The organism is Aureibacter tunicatorum (genome assembly GCF_036492635.1).
In the GTDB taxonomy this organism is placed as follows: Bacteria; Bacteroidota; Bacteroidia; order Cytophagales; family Cyclobacteriaceae; genus Aureibacter; species Aureibacter tunicatorum.
This window is the reverse complement of sequence record NZ_AP025305.1, coordinates 1,431,368-1,458,054: the sequence shown is the minus strand read 5'-3', so window position 1 is coordinate 1,458,054 and position 26,687 is coordinate 1,431,368. Positions and strand designations below refer to the sequence as shown.

At 37.7% G+C, this 26,687-nt stretch carries 22 protein-coding genes; 9 read left to right on the top strand and 13 right to left on the bottom strand.

Going from position 1 to position 26,687, the window contains the following annotated elements:
- Nucleotides 1-30: 30 nt before the first annotated feature.
- Nucleotides 31-585, top strand: a complete 555-nt coding sequence (locus AABK36_RS06160) for a GNAT family N-acetyltransferase (protein WP_309941318.1) — start codon at nt 31-33, stop codon at nt 583-585.
- Nucleotides 586-613: 28 nt separating this feature from the next.
- On the opposite strand, the gene AABK36_RS06155 is transcribed toward AABK36_RS06160, so the two are convergent.
- From AABK36_RS06155 to AABK36_RS06130, 6 genes are all read right to left on the bottom strand, one after another.
- Nucleotides 614-2,143 (bottom strand): DUF294 nucleotidyltransferase-like domain-containing protein, encoded by a 1,530-nt coding sequence (locus tag AABK36_RS06155; protein ID WP_309941314.1) that lies wholly within the window; start codon nt 2,141-2,143, stop codon nt 614-616.
- Nucleotides 2,144-2,202: 59 nt separating this feature from the next.
- Complete coding sequence (locus AABK36_RS06150; RefSeq protein WP_309941310.1) at nt 2,203-2,559, bottom strand: SnoaL-like domain-containing protein; 357 nt, start codon at nt 2,557-2,559, stop codon at nt 2,203-2,205.
- 58 nt (nt 2,560-2,617) lie between these two features.
- Entirely contained in the window at nt 2,618-3,841 is a 1,224-nt protein-coding gene (locus AABK36_RS06145) for a GyrI-like domain-containing protein (protein WP_309941309.1), read from the bottom strand.
- 80 nt (nt 3,842-3,921) lie between these two features.
- Nucleotides 3,922-4,875, bottom strand: a complete 954-nt coding sequence (locus AABK36_RS06140; RefSeq protein ID WP_309941306.1) for a helix-turn-helix transcriptional regulator — start codon at nt 4,873-4,875, stop codon at nt 3,922-3,924.
- A gap of 21 nt (nt 4,876-4,896) precedes the next feature.
- On the bottom strand, nt 4,897-8,193 hold the full coding sequence (locus AABK36_RS06135; RefSeq protein ID WP_309941304.1) for a UvrD-helicase domain-containing protein: 3,297 nt from the start codon (nt 8,191-8,193) through the stop codon (nt 4,897-4,899).
- Nucleotides 8,194-8,270: 77 nt separating this feature from the next.
- Nucleotides 8,271-9,593, bottom strand: coding sequence for a DUF2851 family protein (locus tag AABK36_RS06130; protein ID WP_309941302.1), 1,323 nt, complete (start codon nt 9,591-9,593; stop codon nt 8,271-8,273).
- 137 nt (nt 9,594-9,730) lie between these two features.
- On the opposite strand from AABK36_RS06130, the gene AABK36_RS06125 reads away from it, so the two are divergent.
- Both AABK36_RS06125 and AABK36_RS06120 read left to right on the top strand, forming a co-directional pair.
- Nucleotides 9,731-10,858 (top strand): WD40/YVTN/BNR-like repeat-containing protein, encoded by a 1,128-nt coding sequence (locus AABK36_RS06125; RefSeq protein WP_309941299.1) that lies wholly within the window; start codon nt 9,731-9,733, stop codon nt 10,856-10,858.
- 113 nt (nt 10,859-10,971) lie between these two features.
- Nucleotides 10,972-12,093, top strand: coding sequence for a chitinase (locus tag AABK36_RS06120; protein WP_309941298.1), 1,122 nt, complete (start codon nt 10,972-10,974; stop codon nt 12,091-12,093).
- Nucleotides 12,094-12,171: 78 nt separating this feature from the next.
- Here AABK36_RS06120 and AABK36_RS06115 read toward each other — a convergent pair whose 3' ends face one another.
- From AABK36_RS06115 to AABK36_RS06100, 4 genes are all read right to left on the bottom strand, one after another.
- A complete protein-coding gene (locus AABK36_RS06115; protein ID WP_309941295.1) occupies nt 12,172-13,413 on the bottom strand; it encodes an aminotransferase class I/II-fold pyridoxal phosphate-dependent enzyme in 1,242 nt (413 codons plus the stop codon).
- Between the two features lie 210 nt (nt 13,414-13,623).
- Complete coding sequence (gene murA, locus AABK36_RS06110; protein ID WP_309941294.1) at nt 13,624-14,934, bottom strand: UDP-N-acetylglucosamine 1-carboxyvinyltransferase; 1,311 nt, start codon at nt 14,932-14,934, stop codon at nt 13,624-13,626.
- Complete coding sequence (locus tag AABK36_RS06105; protein WP_309941292.1) at nt 14,934-15,614, bottom strand: DUF4290 domain-containing protein; 681 nt, start codon at nt 15,612-15,614, stop codon at nt 14,934-14,936. Before AABK36_RS06105 ends, murA begins: the two co-directional genes overlap by 1 nt.
- Nucleotides 15,615-16,007: 393 nt before the next feature.
- Nucleotides 16,008-18,266: an ATP-dependent helicase gene (locus AABK36_RS06100; protein ID WP_309941290.1), complete on the bottom strand. Its 2,259-nt coding sequence runs from the start codon at nt 18,264-18,266 to the stop codon at nt 16,008-16,010.
- A gap of 246 nt (nt 18,267-18,512) precedes the next feature.
- Here AABK36_RS06100 and AABK36_RS06095 point away from each other — a divergent pair, with 246 nt between their 5' ends.
- From AABK36_RS06095 to folE, 6 genes are all read left to right on the top strand, one after another.
- Nucleotides 18,513-19,079, top strand: a complete 567-nt coding sequence (locus AABK36_RS06095; protein ID WP_309941289.1) for a DUF3109 family protein — start codon at nt 18,513-18,515, stop codon at nt 19,077-19,079.
- 85 nt (nt 19,080-19,164) lie between these two features.
- Complete coding sequence (locus tag AABK36_RS06090; protein WP_309941288.1) at nt 19,165-19,362, top strand: hypothetical protein; 198 nt, start codon at nt 19,165-19,167, stop codon at nt 19,360-19,362.
- The gene (locus tag AABK36_RS06085) at nt 19,349-20,668 is read left to right on the top strand and encodes a D-alanyl-D-alanine carboxypeptidase (RefSeq protein ID WP_309941287.1); all 1,320 of its coding nucleotides are present in this window, start codon (nt 19,349-19,351) and stop codon (nt 20,666-20,668) included. Before AABK36_RS06090 ends, AABK36_RS06085 begins: the two co-directional genes overlap by 14 nt.
- A gap of 48 nt (nt 20,669-20,716) precedes the next feature.
- Complete coding sequence (locus AABK36_RS06080; protein ID WP_309941286.1) at nt 20,717-21,376, top strand: DUF4159 domain-containing protein; 660 nt, start codon at nt 20,717-20,719, stop codon at nt 21,374-21,376.
- A 282-nt stretch (nt 21,377-21,658) separates the two neighbouring features.
- The gene (locus AABK36_RS06075; RefSeq protein ID WP_309941285.1) at nt 21,659-22,066 is read left to right on the top strand and encodes a 6-pyruvoyl trahydropterin synthase family protein; all 408 of its coding nucleotides are present in this window, start codon (nt 21,659-21,661) and stop codon (nt 22,064-22,066) included.
- 25 nt (nt 22,067-22,091) lie between these two features.
- Nucleotides 22,092-22,733: a GTP cyclohydrolase I FolE gene (gene folE, locus AABK36_RS06070; protein ID WP_309941284.1), complete on the top strand. Its 642-nt coding sequence runs from the start codon at nt 22,092-22,094 to the stop codon at nt 22,731-22,733.
- A 28-nt stretch (nt 22,734-22,761) separates the two neighbouring features.
- Here folE and AABK36_RS06065 read toward each other — a convergent pair whose 3' ends face one another.
- The 3 genes from AABK36_RS06065 to AABK36_RS06055 all read right to left on the bottom strand — a co-directional run bounded on the left by AABK36_RS06065 (nt 22,762) and on the right by AABK36_RS06055 (nt 26,681).
- Nucleotides 22,762-24,066: a dihydrolipoamide acetyltransferase family protein gene (locus AABK36_RS06065; RefSeq protein ID WP_309941283.1), complete on the bottom strand. Its 1,305-nt coding sequence runs from the start codon at nt 24,064-24,066 to the stop codon at nt 22,762-22,764.
- Between the two features lie 32 nt (nt 24,067-24,098).
- Nucleotides 24,099-25,352, bottom strand: coding sequence for a competence/damage-inducible protein A (locus tag AABK36_RS06060; RefSeq protein WP_309941282.1), 1,254 nt, complete (start codon nt 25,350-25,352; stop codon nt 24,099-24,101).
- A 117-nt stretch (nt 25,353-25,469) separates the two neighbouring features.
- A complete protein-coding gene (locus AABK36_RS06055) occupies nt 25,470-26,681 on the bottom strand; it encodes a 1-acyl-sn-glycerol-3-phosphate acyltransferase (protein WP_309941281.1) in 1,212 nt (403 codons plus the stop codon).
- Nucleotides 26,682-26,687 lie beyond the last annotated feature (6 nt).

Sequence of the window (26,687 nt, the reverse complement as noted above, 5' to 3'; positions counted from 1 at the left end):
AATCAATTTCAAACGCTAACTCGCAGAAAAATGAACTACACACTAAGACAAACCTCTACTGAGGATGCGGAAAGCTTGCATACTATGTATTTGGATGTTGCCAAGTATAAATTAGGGATAGCCAGATATGAAAAAGAAATCAACCTAGGCTATATCCAAAATATCATAGCTGAAAATCAAAATGGCGGACTTGGATTTATTATTCTGTCCAATGATCAAATAATAGGAGAAATACATGCCCATAAATACGGTATTCAAATCTTCGACCACATTTTATCCAACTTGACTATCGCCGTTCACCCTGATTTTCAAGGAAAAGGAATTGGCAAAAGACTTTTCGCACATTTCCTTGAATATATCACAGTCAACCGCCCAGATATTTGGCGTGTCGAGCTTGAGTCAAGAGCGAATAATTCGCGTTCGAGAGGGCTCTATGAAAGCCTTGGCTTTATCGAAGAAGGTGTTATGAAACACAAAACCCGAAACTTCGGAGGAGACTTTGAGGACAGTGTCGCTTATGCTTGGTTTAATGAAAATTACTCAACGCAGGCACAACCTGGATTCACACAAGAAGAAATCTACTAATCATCATGGAAAGCCTGAAAAGCATAAACTATTTCAAAAATCGCTTGAAAAAAGAAGACTTTTTAGGCATCTCCATCAACACCTTGGGATCTTTCCTCTGAACGAAACTAAGCAATTCTCCATGAAAAACTTTCAAAAACTCAGCCGACATCAACAAATCGGAATATTGCCCTTGTGACAAAGTATACAACTCATGATTTCCTTCTTGTTCATGAAGCAACACATCATCTTTTTCCCCATTGTAAAAATCATGGCACTTTTGCCGAAGTCCGCATAATGTTTCCATACAAAACATTAGCATTTCCGCCATTTTAGGATTTATCTTACCATTCGCCATCAACCAATCGACTCGCTCCTTTGAACTCATAGGAGGCAAATGATAAACTAAAGACAACTTTTGCAACGACATCGTTAAAAACCTAAGCAAAGGCGACTTAATATTAAACTTAGCTTCTCTGGTGTCCACTACGGGATTGTATGTAGTCAAAACATCTTTCAGCTCAGCCCAAGGGCAAACCATCTCTCTTGAATTGTCCCTCCCCTCTTCTATTTGCTTTTCAAAAGCATCTGAATCTTTCTCCTGAGTGCCTTCATACACTTTCACGACTCTTGCATCTTCTGATGTGCCTTTGATCGCGCTATTTTCCATAACTTTCGCAGGACCTACTGAGTAGGTGCTCTGCAACCACAAAGGGTCCGACTCAAAACCTACGTTAGCTCCGCATCGCGGAGATGAAAAAGTTGAAAATACCGATCGAGCCAAATTCAATTTAAAAAATATCAAATCCGTTATTAAGCGTATCAAATCCATTTCCGAATCATGTCCTAACACTCCAAAATCAATATCAGATGCCGGTTGCATTTCTTTTCGACCAAAACCTCCCGTACCCATGATAGCAAAAGGGTGCTTGGGAGACTTGCTTTCTCCCAATATTTGCAAGCTTTCTTCTGTCGACTTCTCTAAAAAATAATCGGAAGCATGCGTGACAAACTTCATTCGATCCAAAGGATGCATGCCCTGAGCCGTCATGCTCTTTGCCGTGCTTTTCATTTGCTCGGCGGTAACTTGTGCGTCTTTAGCGATCTTTACAAGAGAGTCGTTATCCAATTGACCTAAAAGATCATACATTTCCTGAAAATTCCTTTCCCGAAATACTTTAAAAACACGGGATCCTTCTTCCGCTCCCAATTTCTTCTCAAGCACTTCTTGTTGCTTTTCCTTGAGAACAGACAAAGCTTGTTCTATATCCTCATCATCGTCGGCAGATCCTACTTTTTCCAATTCACGCAAGGTGGAAAGATGCATTTCTTCAGGCGACCAAGAGGCCAACTCCTCCAGCTTTCGAATAAAACCCTGCATATCCTGCACATTCAAAGCATCGTACAATTGCCCATCGACATCCTCCTCTCCCATGAACTTTTTCATGGAAAAAAATTCCAGCGAGTCCTCCTCTTTCTGTCCCTTCTTTAATTTAAAGCATTGCATCGGCTCTTGAGAAATGCCTTTCCGATACTGAGACACGCCTTTTTCCTCATGTTTTTCCTTGTTCAACCTCACTTTGCCTCCTTTCAATCCAGAAAAACAAAAGCTCTCATCTTGAGAGCTTTCTACATAACCTATTTATTGTAGTAAAATCTTTCTTTGATAATCAAATCTCCTTCCCAATACTGAACTGCTACTTGTTGCATATCTACTTTTTTACCTCCTTTGAATGTTACGGACATCGTAGATTCCACCATAGTCACAGCTGCCAGCTCATTGGAAGCCAATGATAGCACCTCTCCTCCGTCAAAAGACTGAACACTTTCAATAAATTCCTTCTCACGCTCGCGATTAGCCTCTTTTCCTTCACAAACACTACCATCCGATTCCACCATAACGACCTTATCACTGTAGTACTTCTCGAAAGCATCCAATAACTCGCCACTATAAATCATTTGATATAAATGCGTGGCCTTTTCTAAATATGACATATCATTAAGTTAAGGTTATTAATATAAATTCATCTAAACAAAATTGTTCGCTTAAAAACTATTCCACATTGTAGCTGATAATAGTTCTCAAATCCTCTTCTTTTACAACTTTTGGATCGTTTAAATAAATTTCATGATGCACCCCGTTCACTTTTAAGTCATTGGAGCCAATAAAATTAAAAATCTTTTCTATAGAATCTTTTTCCTGCATATAAGATCCTTTATGCAATATGCGAACCTCATTATGAGCTTTTTCACTTTCGAAGACAATCCTATCAAAGGTTGGAAAGTGCGTCTGATAATTCAATTTGATTTCATCAATATCTGAAAACACAACAGAATCCGGCACAGGAATCATTAATTTCCAACACCATTCATCAGGTTTCACACTATCCAAAGTCTTTCCACCTTCAGCCCACCACTTAGCCTCCAGATGAGCCATGACAAAATTTTGATTCTTCAAGCTCATTTCCACTTTTAGCAACTTGGCGAACTGGTATATGCCAGCAATTGAAGAAGCAAAGGTTTCAGATTCCCAGCTGCTTTGCCCTAATATGCTAATCATATTTCTTGCAGCCCGCATTACTTTTTCGGGAGTGTCATTCGCTTGATAATAAGCTTCTGTTTGTTGGCTGAAAGTTTCTCGAGATAAATCAAGCTTTTCCATTTGCTTGAAAAGCTCAAACGAACGAATCAGTGAAAACATGTTATTAAATTTCTCATGCCCATGATACTTCATATGAGCTAATTGTGCTTTGGACAAATCCTCCCATCTGACTAAATCTACCAAGACATCCGTGCCATCCAATTCAAAACAATCTATTCCCAATAACCCGACATTATCATTGTCAAGTTGAGAAAAAAACTGATGTCTAGCCCTATACAAAGCATCTCTATTTTCATTTTCAACTTTGTATACATGCAACTCAAGCAGATCGCCTTGAGATTCAGGAGCGAAATCAAAGCTCTCTTTGAAAGTCAAATGCTCAAACATCAACACATTTTCAATCGATGAGAACAATTGAGCGAACCTTTCATCTTTTTTGACTTTGTCGCTGGCGCTTTCAGCATGAGCTAAACTTTTCCATGCGCAAAAATCCAAAAATATCGTATGATCGTCGACTTGTTGATACGTTTGGAGTTCTTCATATCCATTGAAGGATGATATATCCTTATAAAATTGAGAATAGGATTTTTGATAAGTATTGACTTCGTTTTGATTTAATTTAAACAATGCCAATTCATAGCTTTTGGGAGTTTCTGTCACTTGTGAACTTTTCATAATTGAGTGATTTTTTATTTTCATTACCCAATAATCTTCACATCTAGTGACAACCCTATGTCAACAGCAATTTCTATTCATTAATTATTTTGCAAAAATTTTGATTGCAATGCCTGTATTTCTTCGTTCATGGCATTTTCCAATTCATCTGGATATAACTTATGCACATACTCGCCAAAAGAAATCAACCATTTGGAAAAAACTCTATAATCAGCGATAACGAATTTCATTCTTACATCATCTTCACCAATTGATTCTTCCTTAAAACCCCAATAATGCTTAGTCAAATTCAAAAAAGGAGCGCCTTTATTATCCAAAACTACCTCCACCTCATACAAAGAGTAGCGTTGTCTGATTTCTTTCCAATATTCATCCATGGACTTGTAAGCTTCTTTGTTAAATAATTTTGAAAGCGACTGTATCCCCACAATTCTATCAGTGCGAAAATCCCTGTAATCATTCCTCAATTCACAAAAAGCTATCAAATGCCAATAATTGCTATAATAACATAAACTCAGAGGAACAATTTCTCTTAAAGAAGGAGAAGATTCCGAGGCTGCCTGATACTTTAATTGCATTTTATTTCGCATCGACATCGCTTCTTGGATTTGATCCAAAAAAGCGGATGGCTTAGCGACTCTCTTAAAACCGAAATGAATATCTATGCTACTCTCCAAAGTTTCAACCTTTTCCTTATCAGCTGTTTTCATCACCGACCTTATTTTCTCAAAAGCAGTAGTTTGATGCTTTACAGATGATTCGTCGGTGAAGTGACTGGCAACTTTTTGAGATAAAAGCAAAGCTCTCGCTTCTTCACCGGTAAATGTCACTGGAGCTAAATGATAACCGTCTGAAATATAGTAGCCAAGTCCAGCCTCCGCTCCAATAGGGACTCCTCCCTCTTCAAGCGCCCTGATATCTCTATAAACCGTTCGAAGGCTAATCTCGAATCGTTCGGCGATCTCCTTAGCCTTTACGACTTTTTTGGATTGAAGCATAGTCATTATCGCAGAAAGCCTGTCTATTCTATTCATAGCAATTCACATTAACCAATATTATACCTCTACAATTGAAATATCTTCCAAATACAGTAAGAATGCTTGAATTTTTTCAAAGCCCATGCCTTTAAGCAATGCTTTATAAGCAATGATCTGGTTAATATCTTTTTTCTTTTGAAATCCAGTCTTAAAATCTATAATAATCGCATCATTGCCCTTCGTCAGCACCCTGTCCAATCGAGACAATTCTCCCGACTTTGGCAATATCGGCACTTCCGTTTTCACCTTCCAATCCGTAATAAACCAATCTCTCACCTGTTGATTAGCAAACAAAAGCTCTATCCTTTCCCTCAATACTTCCTTGTCTTCAGGATTGATAATTCCTTGCTCCAAGTAATCGGCCAAGACAGACTCCAATTGGTCAGGCGTCAATACCTTGGACAGAATATCATGTATCAGTATACCGTAATTAATTTTCTCAACCCTTTCTGTATCATCCAGATTGAAAATACATTCATCCTGTCTGCTTATAGAGAGTCTTTTCCTCCAATCCGAAGAGATGAATTGATTTATTTTCACTGAATTATCTTCTTTTGAACTGATCTCTTTTTCCTTGTCAATACTTCCGTATTCATAAACTCCAGACTCTTCTTTCCAACCATCTTTCAACATTGACTCTTCGTCTGTAGCATACTCAAAAGACTTGTACAATAGCTTGCCTACATTTCCGATAGGAACACCTTTCTTCAAATTAGGCTTTTCAGAAAATGTAAACAAGTACTCCTCCGCTCTTGTAAAAGCCACATACATCAAGTTCAGGTTATCCAAAAAAGCCCCGATTTGCTCTTCATAATACTCCAAAGCGAAATAAGTGTCTTTCAAGCCTTTCTGATACTTGACAGGAAAAGTAGGCAACATTTCAAAAGGCTTATAATTCGATTGCGTCCATAAAATATTGTCGAAAGTAGTATTGTGATCCATTGACCAATCGCAAAAAGGTATAATCACAACTTTATACTGCAAGCCCTTAGACTTATGGATCGTCAAAATTCTCATGGCATCCATTTCATCAGACATGGCAATGGATTTCGATACGCCTTTATCATCCCACCATTCTACAAAGCTACCAACGTCTCCCACATTACTTTCCAAATACTCCAACACCAAATCCTCAAATGCTTGCAAATAGGCTCGTTCTCCTGTATGCTCATTCAGACCGAACACTGGTATCAAATATTCCACCAATTCATAAATAGGGAAGTTGTACAGATAATCCACTTTGGAAACAAAAGCCGTTGGCAACGCATCTTTCAATTTCTTTCTATCCTCGAAGATTTCATTGTCAGAAACCTTGACCTCATTGTTCAACACCTTAAAGTCATGCGCCAAAGCTGTCCAAGATAAATTATCCTCCAGATCAAGCAGAGCTTTCATCGCTCCAACTAGTATCCTTACCACCAAGGCATTTTTGACATAAAGAGACTCAGAAGACACCACATCAAAATTGCAAAGCGAATGGGAGTTAGCATGCTTGTAGCGTGAAAAGAAATCAGCTATCAATACTCCATCCTGCTTATTCCTTACCAAAAAAGCGATATCCCTAGCCTTAATGCCTTGTTTTTGCAATGCCTCAATATGATTAGGAAGCCTGCTCAAGATCACCTCTTTAGGTTTGATTTTATTCCCATCATCGTCAAGCTCCGCTTCCACGAACTCTGATCTGATAAATCCTTTTTTTTCGTTTTTTTGATGTTTGGGAGACACTTTCTGAGCTACATCGGCATACGCTTGAATGATGCCATACGCTTTTCCTTCTAATATCTCCTTCTCTTGCTCTTCCAAATTCTCCGCGCTGGAAACAATCTCACTCACCAATAACTCCGGTGCCACGCTGAAAACACTATTATTGAATTCGATGACATTTTTCAAACTCCTCCAATTCGTATCCAAATGCTCAACTTTGGTATAATCATTTCCAATATCCTTTTCAATCCCGAATTGGAGCAATGTCTGATCTCCCCCTCTCCATCGGTAAATAGATTGCTTAACATCCCCGAGAACAAGGTTCTTGTTTCCCTCCAAAGGATCCTTGCCAATATACTCCTCTCCTGCCAGGCTATTTTCAACCAATGGCCTAAAATTATCCCATTGAAAACGCGATGTATCCTGAAATTCATCGATAAAAAAATGAAAAAATTTTGTCCCCGTTTTTTCATAAATAAAAGGACTGTCATTTTCATTGATAATATGCTTAAGAAAATCGGAAGCATCGCTTATCAGCATAATGTCTTTTTCCTGCCTGTATTCTTGCAGCTTATTGATTATGTCACTCAGTATACCAAACGAATAAAAATACCTCAACACCTCCAATGCGGAATAATATCTTTTATGTTGCTGGTTGTAATAGTCCACCGCTTTCCTTAACGCTTCATTAGCACCTTGATGAAAAGCGTCTTCTATCAAACTGGCTTTTCCCGCAGGAGTGGATTTGGTTTTCCACTTGTTCAAATCATCCAAAGCTGCCAAAGCCCTGGCTCCAGGCGTAAACTCTTCTCCATTTTTCAGCTTGACAAAGTAATTGGCAAAACTGGACTTTTTATATGGAAAATCATCAACTGTCAAACCCAAATCCATCAACACATCCATCGCTTCAGTGCCAAAAAGAGACATTTTCTTCTCAAACTCCCGAATAGTTCTTTGCAACGTAGACAGGAATTCATCCACTTGATCCGGAGTATCATTCATCTCTGTCACTTGCTCTTCCAGAGACTTGAATTTTTCACTGAACAACTCATATGAGAACGACTTCACAGCATCCTTGATATCCCAACTCTTTCCTTCCTCTACTTTCTTCTCAGCAAAGAGCCTAAGCCATTTGGCCAAATTAGGGTTATCATTAACATCTTCAATCACTCGATCAATAACCTCATTCAATACCTGATCTTGATCAAGCTCAATTGCAATCCCGCCCTGCAGCCCCAATTCTTTAGCAAAGGATCGAATCACTTGCTGAAAAAAACTATCAATCGTAAGCACTGAAAAATGAGAATAATTATGAAGTATTCGTGTAAGAACCTTAGCTGATCGCTCAACAACCTCTTGCGACGATATCTGCAACATCTCCGCTAAATCATCGGTCAACGCACCAACACTAGGGTCGCCAATTGAAATCTCATGCAAAAAAGAGACAATCCTCTCTTTCATTTCTTGAGTGGCTTTGTTCGTAAAGGTAACTGCTAATATATGCTTAAAATGATATTCGCTTCTCAATGCTTGGCCTAGATACTCTTTGGCTAATGTGTATGTCTTGCCCGAGCCTGCTGAAGACCTATAAATTACAAAATTCTTATTCATTAAAATGACAAGTTGCTTCGTCCTGCTACGCTCAAGACGAGTTAATGCTTAAAAATAAAAGAAACAAAATGAAAAGGCTAGTTCTTTACAATTTCTTCCGACAAATTACCCTTAATCGACGAATGACTATGCAAAAGGTGATAGCCGACAGAACAACTAAGACACTTTTTCTCCAGACAATGGTGCTTGTATTGCTCCAAACAAGCTTGTGTTTCAAAAGCACTGCCTAACTCAACCCCCATAGCATTCCACTTCTTGGTTATCGAATTTCTTTCAGGAGACAAACTAGACAAAAGATCAATCGCTTTTTCCCAATACTGATGTTGATCTTTTTCCATGGCATACGCGGCCAATATCGGAATGACGGAATTTATGATCAAATTTTCCTTGCTCGCTTTGCTCAATGAAAAAGTAGCTGATTTTTTCTTTTTGCCAAAGTCATAATGGCTTTTCCAATAATCGGAAATTTCAAACTCAAAAATAGCATAGTAATCCTTAAGTGAATCCGAATTCAAGATTGCATCGAAAAAAAGCTGAGACTTGCAAACAACTCCTGCAAGTTGGGCCAATCTCAGTGTTGGGAAATTAGCCGGCCTCGCCCCAAAAAAATTCCAGTCTCTTTCAGACATCATACTCCCTCCAAGACTGTATTTATGATCCAAAAAACTAAAATATCGCTTCATAGTCTCTGAATATTCGTCTTTGTTCTTTTCTCTGATCATTCCCGACAAACCAAAAAACAACGCTTCGATTTTCAATCGTTGATCCCTGTTCTTTTGAAGAATATCATATCTTAATTGCTCTGCCAATATTCCAAAACCTCCACTATTCACTTTAAATCCGAAAGCTGAGCAAATAACTTTGAAAGCTGTTTCTTCCCAAAATTGATTTGTGGATTTGTAAACCTCCGAAACTTTACTCGCCTTAGTCCTTAGCCGTTCATTCAATGCGGATTCAAATGCATTGGCTAGCTTAATATCAGGAACCTTCGTGATTAGATTTCGACAAGTAAAGTCATGGTTGTCACCCATCATTTTTTCATACTTCTCCAAAATTTCAGGGTACACTCTGTTTTTCAATTCTAAAACCGGCAACAAACTTCCATCCCTAAGCTTCACTTCCTTGTCATTATTCCATACCACATGCAATATGACCTTCTCATAATTTTCATCCAAGTGATGCTTATGCCTGTACCAATCGGAAGAATTCACATGTATTTCCACACTGCCGCTCCATGTGACATCGTTAAGCATAATTTTTGAGTAAGCAAAGTCAGGACCAGCCAAAGTGTTCAAATGTCCAGCGGAAAACACCCTAAGTTCATCGCCTTGGACGGTTCTAAGATTATGTTTCGCGAATTTTTGGTATTGCCATAGATGATAAAGTAGATCTTCCTTCATAAGATATTATCATAATATTTTCAACGATGCCTCAGCCACATCCTAATTTGGAATACCCTTTCAAATAGCGAACCATAAAATGCTTGCAACAAATGAATAACCAAGCATTGACAATAGCATAATTAGATTATTGAAGCATGAGAAAGATTTTCATATATATTACTTTTATTGCCTTGTTTAGCTGTAAGAAAGAAGAGGTTTTCATCTCTCCCCAATGGGTGGACATCAGCACTTCTTTACTGGATTCTTTAAACAGCACTTACGCGTTCAGCTATTCTGATATTTATTATTTGGATGAAAACTCATTAGTCCTTGTTCAGAATATTTACAATGTAGTAGGCGCTAGGATTCAAAAAAGCGTCGACGCCGGCAGCACATGGAAAGATGTGTACTCCGTGGACTTTGCCAATAATTTCACCATGACAACATATGACAGCAAATATGTGTGGTTTTTCACTGACAGACTACAAGGAGAATTTCCTGCTGTGATTTACTCTTATGACGGAGGGTTGAATTGGACAGAAAACCTAACCAACAATGGATTTGACAGAAATTTCGCTCCCAAGAAAGCCTATTTTGTAACCAATGAGATAGGCTGGGTAGTAGGCGCCGATTCTTTGAACTCTTCTTACCCTGAAATTTACAAGACAGTAGATGGAGGAATCAACTGGAGAAAACAATTCAATTTCGATCCACAGGAAAAACCAGGGTACTTTACCGACATCCAATTCATCGATCAAAACGAAGGCATTGCCTCTTCATCTCAAGGGATTTGGAAATCCACTAATGGCGGAAATACTTGGACACGAATCTTCAACGAAATCAACAATGCAGATTATACCAGTGTATTCATTTTGGATGAGAACACTTACTATATAGGCGGCAACAAACCCGTAAACAATGAGCCTTTTATCTACAAAAGCTCTAATGCCGGAAGCTCATGGACAGAACAAAACATCCCTTCAACTACCAACAACGATTTTTCGGATTTTATCAGTATCAATTTCCAAAACGAATCGGAAGGTTATGCGCTCATGAGGGGCTATTTTCTCAACACAACCAACGGCGGAAATAATTGGAATATCAACTTCACTATCGATCAAGATATACGCGGATATTTCAATGATGTAGACTATTACGACCTCAATGAATATACTGAAAGGCTAGTCTGCGGATTTTCAAATTATCGCCTTTTTTATTACGGGAATAGAAAAACGGAAAACAATACGGACAGTATAGTCAACAGGTCAAATGACGGCTTGTAATTAACATCTTTTAATATCGGATAAAGAGCTTTTTCAATTCGAAAACTTACATTGCAAGATATTGGAAATATCATCAAGTCTTTGATGATCAGAAAGTTTAATATTTGCAAAACATGAGAAGAGAAGAAAGAACTGCGAAAGGGCTCTCATTGATATTAATGTTAGCCTTGGGATTGTTTTTTTTCGGGGCATGCTCGGATTCCGAGAAAATCACAGATGACAACAATCCCGAAGATCCCTCAAATCCCGGAGAAGACAATCCTCCACAAACACCTATTACCGACCTTATCAGTCCTGAGGAATACAATGATTTATTTTCCTATCGCTGTGGGACAGAAAACGCTCAAAGTGAAGCGACAAACCAGTGTGGAGAAGAAGATTTTTATTCTTACACTAATTTTCAAAAAGCGATTGATGAAATTTCGAACATTAAAGTTATCATAGAGCAAAGAGACGCTGAATATTATATTCCACCTCGCATCACTCGCATAGACAAACCCACTGGAGAAGAAAAAATAGTCAGCGATCCGCCCGAATTCAATGGCGAATGGGAGCAAAATTTCCCTATCAAAGAAATTACCATTGACTATTCCTCTTTCTGCAATGAAGGCTCATTTATAGACAGAAAAAGAGAGTTGGCCGCCTTCTTCGCTAATATAGCGCAAGAAACTACCGGCGGCTGGGAGACAGCGCCTGGAGGAAAATTCGCTTGGGGATTATTTTACAAAGAAGAGTTGGGCTATTTTGGCACTGACCATGTAGGATACAATGTTCCTCATGAAAACTATCCTGGAGTTCCAGGCAAGTCATACCACGGCAGAGGGCCAATACAATTAAGCTATAATTACAATTACGGTCAAGTCAGCGAATACTTATTTGGGGACAAGTATGTATTGCTTAACGATCCTGAAGATGTATCTGCCAATGGCGTTTTAGCTTTCAAAACTGCTATATGGTTTTGGATGACTCCTCAATTTCCTAAACCATCTTGCCATGAGGTAATGATTCCTGATATGTGGACTCCAAGCCCTGAAGATATCGAAAAAGGAAGAGAAGCCGGCTTTGCCCATACTATAGCTATAATCAATGGCGGAGTGGAATGCGGTGGACCTCATGAAAAAGCTCAAAGCAGATTTCACCACTATGATAAATTCGCTGAGATTCTTGGGGTTTCAACAGGCTTGGATGGCTCTGACGATCCTAATACCGATTGCTCTCAGATTCAACCTTATTAATTTAAAGCGCAAGCTAATAAAAAAGGACTGCTTCAGTTATGAAGCAGTCCTTTTTTATATGTGTTTAAAGATTTAATACTAAACGTTGAACTCTGTCATCGAATTAGAGTAATCTCCATCTTTAATCTTTTGAGCAATCTTTTCAAAAGCAGTAATTGTCTCATCCACATCCTCAATCGAGTGAGCAGCTGTAGGAATCAATCTCAACATTACCACATCCTTAGGGACTACTGGGTATACCACTACTGAGCAGAAGATATTAAAGTTTTCTCTAAGATCCTTGATCAAACTTACAGTCTCAGCGATAGTGCACTTCAAGAAAACAGGCGTCACAGGAGAAACTGTATCTCCAAGGTTGAATCCTCTTTCTTTCAATCCTGACTGTAAATGGTTTACAACATCCCACAATTGTTGCTTGGCAGGGCTGTTTCTCAACATCTCAAGACGCTTCAAGTTACCCATAACCAAAGGCATTGGCAACGACTTGGCGAAAATCTGAGATCTTGTGCAATATCTCAAATACTTCACGATTTTTGCGTCAGCTGCTACGAAAGCTCCGATGCTAGCCATAGACTTGGCAAAAGTAGAAATATACACATCCACTTCATCAACTACATCAAGGTATTCGTGCGTACCCGCTCCAGTCTCACCCATAGTACCAAAACCATGAGCATCATCTATCAATAGTCTGAATTGGAATTTTTCCTTCAACTTGACAATCTCCTTCAAATCGCCAACAACACCCGACATACCAAATACACCTTCAGTAATCACCAAGATTCCTCCTCCAGTCTTTTCAGTAACAGCTTGAGCATGCTTTAATTGCTTCTCCAAGCTTTCCATATCGTTATGGTTGAAACGGAATCTTTTACCCATATGAAGCCTTACACCGTCCACAATACATGCGTGCGATTCAGCATCATATACGATAACATCTTTCCTGTCAACCAAAGCTTCGATTACCGACACAACTCCCTGATAACCGTAGTTTAGCAACATGCAGTCTTCTTTCATCACAAAGTCAGCCAACTCATTCTCCAACTGCTCATGATACTTAGTATTTCCCGACATGATTCTGGCACCCATAGGGTAAGCCAATCCCCAGTCTTGAGCTCCTTGAGCGTCCGCTTTTCTTATTTCAGGATGATTTGCTAAACCTAGATAGTTGTTTAAGCTCCAATTAAGCACCTCTCTGCCTTGAAATTGCATTCTTGGTCCAATCTCGCCTTCCAACTTTGGAAACATGTAATAACCTTGCTCCTTATCAGAATACTTCCCTAGAGGAGTATTCCTCGCGTCTAACTTTTCAAAAATATCCACGATTATCTTTATTTAAATTCTTATTTCCGTTAATTTTCACGATTAAGCGGACACAATTTACGACTTAATTGCGACCAACACAAACCTTGCAGGAAAAATGAAAAATATTAACAATTTCCTCTTAAAAATTTGTTAAAAAAGGCTAAAAATGAATATTATTCAAACGACAACTGCCTCGTAATTAACTTAATCGATTTAATTAAAAAATCATCAATCTTCAATTCTTTCTATTTGGGCACCCAAAGCATTCAGTCTCTTGTCGATATACTGATATCCTCTATCTATTTGCTCAACATTCGAAATAACGCTTGTGCCTTCCGCGCTTAATGCGGCAATCAGTAAAGCCACACCAGCCCTGATATCCGGACTTGACATCTTAATGCCACGCAAAGGCGTTTGCCTGTCCAAGCCAATGACAGTAGCCCTATGTGGATCGCACAAAATAATTTGAGCCCCCATATCGATTAGCTTGTCCACGAAAAACAATCGGCTTTCAAACATCTTCTGATGAATTAACACCGTTCCTTTTGCTTGAGTCGCCGTTACCAAAACAATGCTTAAAAGATCTGGTGTAAACCCAGGCCAAATAGCATCCGCAATTGTAAGAATAGAGCCATCAAAAAATTTCTCGATTCTATAACTCTCTTGTTCCGGCACTACAATATCATCTCCTTCTATTTCAAGCTGAATACCCAAACGTCTGAAAGTATCAGGGATGATACCTAATTGATCCACTCTAGCATCCTTGATTCTTAAGTTGGACTTCGTCATTGCGGCTAAACCAATAAAGCTACCTACCTCAATCATGTCCGGCAATAGCGTATGAGTTGTTCCTCCCAAAGATTCAACACCTTCTATCGTCAAAAGATTGGAGCCAATACCGCTGATATTCGCCCCCATTCTATTCAACATCTTGCATAATTGTTGAATATAAGGTTCGCAAGCAGCATTATAGATCGTTGTTATTCCTTTAGCAAGCACTGCCGCGAGAATGATATTCGCAGTTCCTGTCACAGAAGCCTCATCCAAAAGCATATATGTACCTTTCAAGTCAGTGGCATCAACTTCATAAAAATGGGATTCATTGTCAAAATTAAATTTGGCTCCCAACTTCTGAAATCCTATAAAATGAGTATCAAGTCTTCTACGACCTATTTTATCGCCTCCAGGCTTTGGCATTTTCGCTGATCCAAACCTTGCTAGCAACGGCCCCAAAATCATCACGGAACCTCTTAATGATGAGGCTTTCTTTTTAAACTCCTCCGTTTCCAGATAAGACAAATCTACCTGTGAAGCTTCAAATCTATATGACTCCGCTCCGACTTTTTGCACGTTGACACCTATACTTGCCAAAAGCTCAATCAACTTATTGACATCGCGTATATCCGGCACTTTATGAATAGTTATAGGCTCTTCAGTGAGCAAAACCGCACATAAAATCTGCAACGCTTCGTTTTTAGCTCCTTGGGGAACGATCTCTCCGGAAAGTTTAAATCCGCCGTTTATTTTAAATGAGGCCATCAGTTGTTATTGAATCGTCTTCTTTTTTGATTATTATTCTGTCTATAATTTCCAGAATTGTTTTTTCTCTTGAAGTTGTTATTCTGAGAAGACTTAGGTCTATGCATTTGAATCTCCAGCAAATTTTCATTCAAGATTTTCTCTTTATCATATTTAAGCTTTCTATTGGTCAACTTATCAATATTTTCCAATATCACTTCATCTTCCACATTATCTTTATTCCAATTCACATAGAAGCTTTTCATCATCTTTGCAATCTGCACTGTAAATACAAACCTCTCTTCATCATCTTCCACCTCAAGGGCCTTCTGAAGCATAAGCTCAATATTTTTCCCATAATGCCTCAATTTCACCTTCTTGTAAGTATAAGGAATTTTTTCCGGCTTTTTATGTATCGCGTCAGCAGCAGGCATAGGATAAGGGCTATCCACCTCCATTTTGAATTGCGACATGATATAAAGGTCGTCCCAAAGCCTTTGAGCATACTCAGGCGACTCTTTCATTTTCGGGTTGATCATTTTCATCAACTCGACAAGTGTCTTGGAGTATTCATTGCGCTTGACATCATCTCCTAATGATGTTACATGCTCTATCAACTTTTGAACATTTCTACCGTATTCCTTTAGAATCAACTTCGGTCTTTCTGTATTGTACTGTAAATTGCTGTGAATATCTTCCATAATTTTTAATAATTCTCCTCTGTAAATGGATTTATAAATCGCAGGGTATATAAATTATCGTCTCTTGTGAATTAACTATTGCCTAAATCAAAAAATGGCAATCAGAGACACGCATTCAAAATGAATCTAATTAAATCTAAACTAGTCTTATACAAACTAAATCAATCAAATATTCCAATTGTTCAAATTTTAATTTTAAAAAATCCTACTAAACACGATAATACTTGATGTTATATCTAAAACTCAAACCTACTTTGAGTCTTTTTTACTTAAATGATAAAGAACCTGCGTTTCAAATATCGCTTAATATATAAAAACTATTTGAACTTTGGCAATATTTCACAACAATATGCCTTTTCAAATAGCTTGAATCTACCAAAGAGGCATATTCAGCTAATCATGTATCTGAAGTTTGGCAAAACTTAGCAATAATGTCTTCTCCCCTACTTGGTCAAATTTTATTGTCGCTTTCTTAGATGAACCGCTGGCATCGATATTAAGAACAGTTCCCATGCCAAACTTAGGATGCTCAACCCTTTGCCCTTCCGCTAAACCGCTTGTGTCACTTGGAGCAAAATTAGGGTTGTTATGAACAGCTTTGGCTTTATTTGTAGCCTGAGAAGGTTTGAAACCTTTGTTCATCAAATTATTGACAAACTTCGTGGAAGGCTCTGTTGTAGTCGTTGTTTTTTTCGCTTTTTTATTGCTCAATGCAAGGTATTCAGGCTTTATTTCCTTGATAAACCTGCTTGGCTCGCATTCTATCAATCTTCCAAACCTATACCTGCTCAACGCATATGATAAAGTCAATTTCTGTTCCGCTCTTGTGATTGCAACATAAAACAATCGTCTTTCCTCTTCCAAATCTTCTCTGCTGTTCAGCATCATTTGCGAAGGAAACAACTCCTCTTCCATCCCCACTAGAAACACGTGTTTGAACTCAAGTCCCTTCGCCATGTGAATAGTCATCAAAGTTACCTTATCCGGATCATCATCCTTATCCTGATCCACTCCGGTCAACAATGCTACCTCCTGAAGAAATGCCGTCAATGATTTGTCTTCATTCTCTTCATTATCTATGAATTCTTTAACCGCATTGATTAATTCCTGAACATTTTCGAAACGACTCAAGCCTTCAATCGACTTGTCATCATAGAGATGCTTCAACAAGCCTGAGTCTTTTGCTATTCTTTTAGCGACTTCAAACGCGTCATTTCTTTCCGCATCTATTCTGAAGCTTTTAATCATATTCGCAAAGTCACCAACCGCATTGGAAGCTCTTCCTCTCAAGTACAATGGATGCCTTTCAACCGCTTCCCACAGCGGCAAATCATTCTCGGAAGAATAAACCAATATTTTATCGACAGTAGTTTGCCCAATAGACCTTTTTGGCTGATTGATAATCCTTCGCAACGATTGCTCGTCATTGCCATTGATTACCACTCTAAAATATGCCAACAAGTCCTTGATTTCTTTTCTTTGATAAAATGAAAGTCCTCCGACAATCTTATACTTGATATTATTACGTCTCAAAGCTTCCTCTATAGCTCTGGATTGACTATTGGTTCTGTACAGCACCGCAAAATCTTGATTGTGCAGCTGCTTGCGAACTTTTTCTTCAAAAATTGCCTGAGCGACGATTTTTCCTTCTTCAGTATCCGAAGTCGCTCTTATCACCTCGATCAACTCGCCTTGAGTATTAGCTGTCCAAACCACTTTAGGTATTTGCGATTTGTTGTTTTTAATCACATCATTGGCAGCATTTACAATCGTCTTGGTGGATCTATAATTTTGCTCAAGCTTTATGGTTTTCAATTCGGGAAAATCCCTTTCCAAATTCAAAATATTGTCAATATTGGCCCCGCGAAATGCGTAAATACTTTGAGCATCATCTCCCACAACGCACAAATTCTGGCTGACAGCGGAAAGCTTCTTCGTAATAAGGTACTGGGATATATTGGTATCTTGGAACTCGTCTACTAAAACATACTTAAATCTATGCTGATATTTATTCAAGACATCCGTGTGCTTTTTAAACAAGACATTAGTATTGAACAATAAATCGTCAAAATCCATCGCTCCCGCTTTAAAGCATCGCTGAGCATACAATTTATATATTTCCCCCAGCTTAGGCTTGGCTGCTTGTTCATCATCAGCCTTAAACAATGGATTCTGTATATATTCTTGCCAAGAAATCAACCTATTTTTCGCTCCCGAAATTCTGTTAAGAACAACATTTGGTTTGTAAATCTTATCATCCAAACCTAATTCTTTCACAATTTGCTTAATCAGCTGCTTGGAGTCATCGGTGTCATATATCGTAAAATCGCGGGTATAACCCAGCTTTTCCGCTTCAAACCTCAATATTTTCGCAAAAATTGAATGGAATGTCCCCATCCAAAGACTTCTCGCTTCAGTACCTATAGCTGCCTCAATCCTATCCTTCATTTCTTTAGCAGCCTTGTTTGTAAAGGTCAAAGCCAGAATGTTAAAAGGATCGACCCCCTGTTCATTGATTAAATAAGCTATTCTTGAAGTCAACACTTTGGTCTTACCGGAACCCGCTCCGGCGATGATCATAGTTGGCCCCTCAGTATTCACAACACCTTCGAGCTGTGGCTCATTCAAGCCATTCAAATATTCTGCAGACATGATATGGATATAAATTCCGGATTTCTAATTATATAATCGACAATATAAAATCATAGCGAGATACCTTACATAGATATTATCGATAAATTTACAAGTCGTGCAATTTACAATATGTATCGAAAAATCGAAGTCTAAACCCTTTTTTTTCGTTCATTTTCTAGTGTCTGAAGATTTATTAGATTGCTCTAAAAATTAAATACGGAATATTTACGTTATATTTGCCGGAAAACACCCAAAAAAATCAATATGATTCTTCTCGACAATACTGTAATATCCGACGATGTAAAAGAGCAATTCTTTGTTTGCAATTATGAAAAATGCAAAGGGGCATGTTGCGTTGAAGGAGACCTTGGAGCTCCTTTGGAAGAAAATGAATTGGAAATTTTAGAAAAAATATATCCGCATGTAAAACCTTATCTTTCCGAAGAAGGGCAAAAAGCCATCGATGAACAAGGACTATACATTAAAGATTGGGAAGATGACTATTCCACTCCTACTATCGACAACAAAGAATGCGCTTTCGCATATTATGATGAAAATAAATTTCTTAAATGCGGAATAGAGCAAGCTTACAATGACGGAAAAATCGACTATAAAAAACCAATTTCTTGCCACCTTTATCCAATTCGGGTAACAAAATATGATGAATTTGATGCTCTCAATTATGATCGGTGGGATATTTGCTCTGATGCTTGTATACTAGGTGATGAACTTAAAGTTCCAGTATATAAATTTCTAAAAGAACCATTGATAAGAAAGTATGGGAAACAATGGTATGATAAACTGGAAAAAGAAATAGACAGCATAAAATAAAAAGTTAATTTGAATTATAAATTTAATTTTTTTGCATTTTTTTTTACATTTGCAGTGCATTAACTATAAAAACACAATCATTTTAATGAAAAAGACTGTATTATCTTTTGTTTTTTTTCAATTTGTGGCATGGTCAGCTTTCTTTAATCAAGATATGTTTATTGACAGTTCGCATAAAACGGAGGAAACTGATTCTTTTGAAAAAAAGTATTACTTTAGAGATCACAAAGCGGAAACCTCAGGAAGAATACTTGCACCAATTGACAGTTTTGAAGATTATTAAACTACTTTTGATTTGGAGCGTGATATTATATCACACTCCAAATGCTTTCAGCCAAACACTATCAAATTTCAATATCGAACTCGATAAAAAAATCGCGCTAGAGCTAAACACCCAATATCATTTTATTGGTATTGAAATCTTTGATAATACTTCAAAAAAGACTGTTTACGAAAGAAACTCTGAAAAACTTTTCACACCTGCCTCCCTTCAAAAATACATAACATTATTTAACGGAATAGAATCGCTCAATGACTCAATAGCTAGTATTAAAATTCAAGAAATTGGCGATACAATAATCTTCTCTGGCCTCGGCGACCCTACATTCCTTCATCCAGAATTTGGAAACCATCCTGCCTTTGAATATTTGAAAACAACATCAAAAAAACTTTTTTTCAATCATAAAAATATCTCTCAAAACCATTTTGGAAATGGTTGGGCTTGGGATGACTACACATACTCCACCTCAAAAGAAATTTGTGATTTTCCAATTTACGCCAACTCAATAATCATCAATAATAAGAAAAGCTCAATACAAAAATTTAAATTAGATTCTCTTGTCATGCTAGGAAATAAGATCGTTCGAAGCGAACAATCAAACACTTTCCAAGCGACTGAACAAAAAAATCACCATATTCAAGAAGTCCCATTTAAATGGAGTCCTGAACTTGCATGCTCCCTGCTATATGATACGCTTAAAAAGCCTGTGCATATATCAAAACTTGACTCTTTCCCATTATCGGATTCAACAAGCAAGATTATTCACAGCCAACCAAAAAATAGAGTATTAAGCATTATGATGAAACATAGCGACAACTATATCGCTGAGCAAGTCATGCTTCAATGCGCTATTTTGAATTCCTATAATTCCTACCCCAAATACATCAATGATTTATCAAAAAGCATTTCTAAAAAACTTATCACACCAATGAGAATGGTTGATGCTTCAGGCTTATCCCGTTATAATTTGAATAGTCCAGCAAACTTCATAAAAATCATTTCTCTACTGGAAAAGGAAATAGGCCAAAAAGAGCTTATGGATATACTAGCTCAAGGAGGCCAAGAAGGAACTTTAGAAGATTATTATCCTAACTCCCAACCTTATATCTTTGCAAAAACAGGCACGCTAAGCAATAATTTCAATATCGCTGGATACCTTGTCACAAAAAGCGGAACAACCCTCACTTTTTGCTTAATGAACAATCATTTTATAGACTCGACTTCTAATTACAAAAAAAAGGTTGAAGAGGTTTTGATTTGGATTAGAAACAATTATCCTTCAAGCACAGTAGAGACGCACACATTTTGATATGTAAGCTACATTGATTATAATTAAGCTTTGTAAAAATACCGGATAATGAGAAAAATCACGTTCCTTCTTAGTCTTTTTGCTTTTATAATTAATTTCGAAAGCAAGAGCCAAATAAAAATAGCAAAACTTCAATACAATGGAGGAGGCGATTGGTACGCCAATAAAACAGCTCTGCCTAACCTGATTTCTTTTTGTAACGAAAATTTACTAACTGACATTGCCAAAGAGGAAGCAAACGTGGAAGTGGGAAGTCCTGAAATTTTCAACTATCCTTATGTCTACATGACAGGACATGGAAATGTAGTATTTACTGATTACGAAGCCGAAAACTTAAGAACTTATCTAACATCAGGAGGCTTTCTGCACATAGACGACAATTATGGAATGGACAAATTTGTAAGACTGGAAATGAAGAAAGTTTTCCCTGAATTGGATTTTGTTGAACTGCCATTTGACCATTCGATTTATCATCAAAAATACCGCTTTGACAATGGCTTGCCCAAAGTGCATGAGCATGACGGAAAACGACCTCAAGGCTTTGGTATTATCTACAAAGGACGATTGGTGTGTTTCTACTCTTACGAATCAGATTTAGGCAATGGATGGGAAGATCAACATATTCACAACGATCCAGAGGAAATTAGACAACAAGCCTTGAAAGCTGGCGCGAATATAATAAGCTACGCATTTACCCACTTCGAATAACTCATTCTCGAAAATTGGCAAGAATTTAGAATACATCCCTAATTAGCATTTGCTTATTAATTAAATTACCTATTATCTAGCTGGTATTGAAGCTTCTTGCATGCATTTTTGAATAATTTTGCATTACTTGCACATGCTTTAATTAAGGTCAAGCTACAAATAAGCTTTTGCGAATAAGCTTATAGGAAATATCTATGACATAAGCAGCTAAAACGATTATGAAAAATTATTTCCACATCGTTTTTTGTTTAACTTTATAGCGAAAACATTTAACACATAGGAATGAAAGCTACGGTTTACAGGCGAGAGCATTTTAATGCCGCACATAGACTATTCAATGCCAATTGGGAAGACCAAAAAAACCAAGAAGTTTTTGGAAAGTGCAGCAATCAGTATTTTCATGGCCATAATTATGAGATCGAGGTAGCCGTAACTGGCGAAATCGACCCAGACACGGGCTTTGTAATAAGCATCGACGAATTAAAAAAGTACATAAAAGAAGAAATTACTGAACCTTTTGACCATAAAAACCTTAATATTGAAGTCGAAGAATTCAAAAAATTGATTCCAACGGCTGAAAATATAGCCAAAGTGTCGTACGACAGGTTGAGAAAACGCATAAACAGCAAATACGAACTTTACGTAATGATCTTTGAAACCCCAAGAAATTACGTAAAATACCCTGGTTAAGAATTAAGTGAGTTAATTGACAAGAATGAATATAGAAGAAATAGGAAATCAACACTTCTACTCCTCAAAAACCACTCCGATGAGAACCGATGCTTTCGAGCTTTCTGACGAGGAGAAAATAGAAAAAATCAAAAAGCACTTTCAAGCGATCATGGAAACGCTAGGTCTGGACCTTAATGATGACAGTCTAAGCGGAACCCCTGAAAGAGTAGCTAAGATGTATGTCAAGGAAATATTCAGTGGCCTCAATCCAGAGAATAAACCAGATGTGACATTATTTGAAAATAAATTCGAATACAAAGAAATGCTAGTGGAAAAAAACATAATTTTCCATTCGAATTGCGAGCATCACTTTGTCCCAATTTATGGAAAAGCTCATGTGGCTTACATTCCAAATGAAAAAGTTATTGGGTTGTCGAAAATCAATAGAACAGTACAGTACTTCTCGAAAAGACCGCAAGTACAAGAAAGACTTACTGTTCAAATCGCTGAGGAACTAATACAAATGCTAGACACACAAGACGTAGCAGTTGTTTTGGACGCAGACCATATGTGTGTAGCATCCAGAGGTGTAAATGACACGCATAGCTCTACTGTTACCGCCCATTTTTCGGGAGCGTTCAAACATGAAAGTGTTAAAAAAGAATTTCTTTCTTATATAAAATAAAAAAGCCGGTTTAACCGGCTTTTTTATTTTATATATTTTGATTCACATCAAAACCTTCCAAATATTCAGCAACTCTCTTCACAAACATCCCACCAAGAGCCCCATCCACGACTCTATGGTCATAAGAGTGCGACAAAATCATCTTATGCCTAATTCCTATAAAATCCCCTTGAGGCGTTTCCACTACAGCAGGTTTCTTCACTATTGCTCCAAGAGCTAATATTCCAACTTGAGGTTGCATTATGATAGGGGTGCCTGACAAATTGCCAAATGACCCAATATTGGTCATCGTATAAGTGCCTCCACTCAAATCATCAGCAGTCAACTTATTCGATCTAGCTCTCAAAGCCAAATCATTGACAGACTTAGCCAAACCAGTCAAGTTCAATTCGTCTGCTTTCCTAATCACAGGAACTATCAAATTTCCATTTGGCAAGGCTACAGCCATTCCAATGTTAACATCTTTTTTCTTGATGATCCTATCCCCTTCAACTGAAATATTTATCATAGGGAAGTCTCTCAAAGCTTTTGCTATAGCTTCAACAAATATTGGCGTAAATGTAAGATTTTCACCATGCCTTTTCTTAAACGCATCCTTGTTTTTCTTTCTCCAATCAACAATTTCTGTAACATCAGCTTCCACAAATGATGTAACATGCGGTGAAATTCTCTTGGACTCCAACATTCTGTCAGCAATCATTTTTCGCATTCGATCCATTTCAATGATCTCGTCTGAAGCGCTAACCGATACTTTTTCTTTTGGCACAGCTACACTTGCAGGGCTAGCTTGAATGTTGTCTCCTGATTTTCTTGATTTCAAATAACCCAAGATATCATCTTTAGTTACGCGGTTGTCTCTGCCAGTACCAGTGATATTCTCGAGTTCCTCATTGCTGATTCCTTCTTCTTTAGCTATATTTCTTACCAAAGGCGAATAAAATCTATCGCTCTGATCAAATTTCAATTCTTCACCTTCATTAGGCTTCTCATTTTGAAGCATATCCAGTCCTGGAATAACTGAAAGATCATTTTTATCTTCTACTACTACCTCCTGTTTTTCGACTGAAATTTGAGATTGCTCTGCGCCTTCCTCATCAACATCCAAAACAGCTATAACTTGGCCAATTTTAACAACATCGCCTTCCTGTACAAGCAATTCCAATAACTTGCCGGATTTTGTCGATGGGACTTCAGTATCCACTTTATCTGTAGCGACCTCGATCAATGATTCATCTTGTTCAATATCTTCTCCAACGGCTTTCAGCCAACCAAGAACAGTTGCTTCAAAAATACTTTCACCCATTTGGGGCATTATTAATTCAAATCTTGCCATGATATATTCTCAAAAACCTTTATTTCCTAATTCTAATTCTCTAAAATCTCCTTGCGAAGCATATCCAATGCATAAATAGCTGACAAATGGATATTCAAAGTTCTATCCTTAGAACCTAAATGCAAGCACTTTGTCACTGTCTTGAGTTCACTTGCGCAAGCAATCCAAACTGTTCCCACAGGCTTCTCCTCTGTTCCGCCGTCAGGGCCAGCGATTCCACTTGTTGACAAAGCAAACGTTGTGTTCATCATTTTTCTCGCATTTTCAGCCATCTGAATCACTACTTGCTCGCTTACCGCTCCATGCTTCAATAATGTATCATTATCAACTCTCAACACATTCTTTTTTATTTCATTATTATATGAAATAATCGAGCCCATAAAATATGAAGAACTTCCAGCTACTGAAGTAATTTGATGCGCAAGATAACCTCCTGTACAACTTTCAGCTGTGGCAATTGTTGATGATGCATTCTTAAGCGCTTTTCCTACACTTGAAGCAAGAGTTTCATTGCCTTTTCCATAGACATACGAGCCTACTATTTTGATTAAACTCTCTTCCAATAAGGATAGTTCTTTGTCAATAAGCACCTTATCTTTCCCTCTTCCAGTCAACCTAAGCTTCACCTCTCCCGCTTCCGGCAAATAAGCAAGCTTGACATGATTTGGCAGTTGCTCTTCAAACTCGGAAAGCATTTCTGCCAATACAGACTCTCCAATAGCAACTGTTTTCACCATTTTAATTCCGATTGCGGGCAAGTCGAAAACTTCTTTTACTTTTGGAAGAACCTGATCCGTCATTATACCTTTCATTTCTCTAGGCACTCCCGGCATAGAGACAAAAACAGTATTATTCTCCTCAAACCACATGCCCGGAGCCGTGCCATAAGCATTAGTCACTTTCTGGCATTTATCAGGCAATTCAGCCTGCTTTCGATTCACCTCGGAAACTTCCCTTCCTCTCGAATGAAAATAATTTTCCACATCCTCCAAAGCAGATTCATTCAGTAAAATATCCGAATCAAAAAACTCCGCCAATAAAGGCTTGGTCAGATCATCATTTGTCGGCCCCAAACCTCCAGTTATCAAAACCAAATTCGATCTTGACTTGGCTTGGGAAAAGGCGTCCAAAATGTCTTCTCTCAAATCACCCACCGTAGTTCTTCTGCATGGAAAAATTCCGATCTCAGTCAATTTTTCGGATATCCAATGAGAATTTGAATCTAGAGTTTGCCCTAATAGCAACTCATCTCCAATGGCAATTATTTCCGCCTTTAATTCATTCATAAAAATGGACTTTTCAAGTAATTTAATCAAAAATCGACTTGTCAAATTTAAGAATATAAATTGAACGAAGTCGATAAATAAAAAAAAAGCCTCAAATTTTTTGAGGCTTTGCAATGCTTATAGTACAGCTTTAAAGTTTTTCACCGGATTGGCATATATCGCATAAAAGAATGGGTAAAGTTTTTCTTTTATCTCTCCGAATGGCTCTAACTGTTGATCCCGATGTTTAATAAAAGCATTAACATCACTTTCAGAATAATATTCTGTAAACTCGCTTGCTCCATGCATCAAATCAAAAGCAATGTAATTGCTTGGCCATAAATGATAAATTTGATGCAGTTGTTGATCAATAAGCTCTCCGATCGCGCTGATATATTTATTTTTATTTTTAATCTCGCTCAATGGCTCGCAAATTTGATTCAAGGGCTTTCCAAATGATAAATTAATTCTACCCTTATACCCTCGAATTCCATCTTGCATGCTTTTCAAATCTTCTCCAGGTTTCTTCTCGTATGTTTCCTCTATCGACCTTACGAAAAATTCCCTTGCTTTCATACCTGCGCACGGATCGTATTCATAAGAAATAGAATAAGGAATAATATTAAGGCTTTTGAAAGACTCATGAATATTCGAATCACCGCTCATCTGGAGCATTTTGAGAAGACCAGAATGAGTAATATCATTGCTATCCTTAGCTCTTCCTTCTCTTTGAGCCAACCAAATGGAACTCTCATTATTTCCTATTTTCTTTCGAATATAGTGCGACAAGACTTGAGAATTATGATACATTTCCTTAGTACCACCATCTCTTTTCACTATAAAACTCTTGTTCAGCTTAACAATAGCCTCAATTTCAGGCAACACCAACAAATTATTACCTATTGCAATCTCGCTTGTCTCCCACCCCTTTTCATTAAGGTAAAAATTCAACAAAGCAGAATCCAAAACTATATCCCTGTGGTTTCCAATATACAAATGCTTCAAGTCATGATTGATATTGTCCCCGCCAGTAGCAGTCAACTGATCTATAGTATTTTTGATCACTCCGGCTAAAATATAGCTTATGAAACGATCTTGGAATTTCTGTACGCTATCTATGTCCTTGGCAACTTCCCTAACTTCGCTTTCTGTAGCTTCGCAGAAAAAAAAATCCAAAGCCTTGGATAAATAAGGTCCACTCAACAACTTTTCGATCACAGGCTTCACCTCTTCATCCCTATAAGGCCTTATCGCCTCAAATTGATTTTCATCTATCATCCGCTTTTTAAATCTTAAATAATCTCTCTCTTTTACTTTCTCATTTACTAAAAATAGCGTGAAAGTTTCCACAAAAAT

Excerpts from the sequence above, each read along its gene's own strand:
- AABK36_RS06160 (WP_309941318.1), top strand. The coding sequence starts at position 31 with ATGAACTACACACTAAGACAAACCTCTACTGAGGATGCGGAAAGCTTG.
- AABK36_RS06150 (WP_309941310.1), bottom strand. The coding sequence starts at position 2,559 with ATGTCATATTTAGAAAAGGCCACGCATTTATATCAAATGATTTATAGT.
- AABK36_RS06145 (WP_309941309.1), bottom strand. The coding sequence starts at position 3,841 with ATGAAAAGTTCACAAGTGACAGAAACTCCCAAAAGCTATGAATTGGCA.
- AABK36_RS06140 (WP_309941306.1), bottom strand. The coding sequence starts at position 4,875 with ATGAATAGAATAGACAGGCTTTCTGCGATAATGACTATGCTTCAATCC.
- AABK36_RS06135 (WP_309941304.1), bottom strand. The coding sequence starts at position 8,193 with ATGAATAAGAATTTTGTAATTTATAGGTCTTCAGCAGGCTCGGGCAAG.
- AABK36_RS06130 (WP_309941302.1), bottom strand. The coding sequence starts at position 9,593 with ATGAAGGAAGATCTACTTTATCATCTATGGCAATACCAAAAATTCGCG.
- AABK36_RS06125 (WP_309941299.1), top strand. The coding sequence starts at position 9,731 with ATGAGAAAGATTTTCATATATATTACTTTTATTGCCTTGTTTAGCTGT.
- AABK36_RS06120 (WP_309941298.1), top strand. The coding sequence starts at position 10,972 with ATGAGAAGAGAAGAAAGAACTGCGAAAGGGCTCTCATTGATATTAATG.
- murA (WP_309941294.1), bottom strand. The coding sequence starts at position 14,934 with ATGGCCTCATTTAAAATAAACGGCGGATTTAAACTTTCCGGAGAGATC.
- AABK36_RS06105 (WP_309941292.1), bottom strand. The coding sequence starts at position 15,614 with ATGGAAGATATTCACAGCAATTTACAGTACAATACAGAAAGACCGAAG.
- AABK36_RS06100 (WP_309941290.1), bottom strand. The coding sequence starts at position 18,266 with ATGTCTGCAGAATATTTGAATGGCTTGAATGAGCCACAGCTCGAAGGT.
- AABK36_RS06095 (WP_309941289.1), top strand. The coding sequence starts at position 18,513 with ATGATTCTTCTCGACAATACTGTAATATCCGACGATGTAAAAGAGCAA.
- AABK36_RS06090 (WP_309941288.1), top strand. The coding sequence starts at position 19,165 with ATGAAAAAGACTGTATTATCTTTTGTTTTTTTTCAATTTGTGGCATGG.
- AABK36_RS06080 (WP_309941286.1), top strand. The coding sequence starts at position 20,717 with ATGAGAAAAATCACGTTCCTTCTTAGTCTTTTTGCTTTTATAATTAAT.
- AABK36_RS06075 (WP_309941285.1), top strand. The coding sequence starts at position 21,659 with ATGAAAGCTACGGTTTACAGGCGAGAGCATTTTAATGCCGCACATAGA.
- folE (WP_309941284.1), top strand. The coding sequence starts at position 22,092 with ATGAATATAGAAGAAATAGGAAATCAACACTTCTACTCCTCAAAAACC.
- AABK36_RS06065 (WP_309941283.1), bottom strand. The coding sequence starts at position 24,066 with ATGGCAAGATTTGAATTAATAATGCCCCAAATGGGTGAAAGTATTTTT.
- AABK36_RS06060 (WP_309941282.1), bottom strand. The coding sequence starts at position 25,352 with ATGAATGAATTAAAGGCGGAAATAATTGCCATTGGAGATGAGTTGCTA.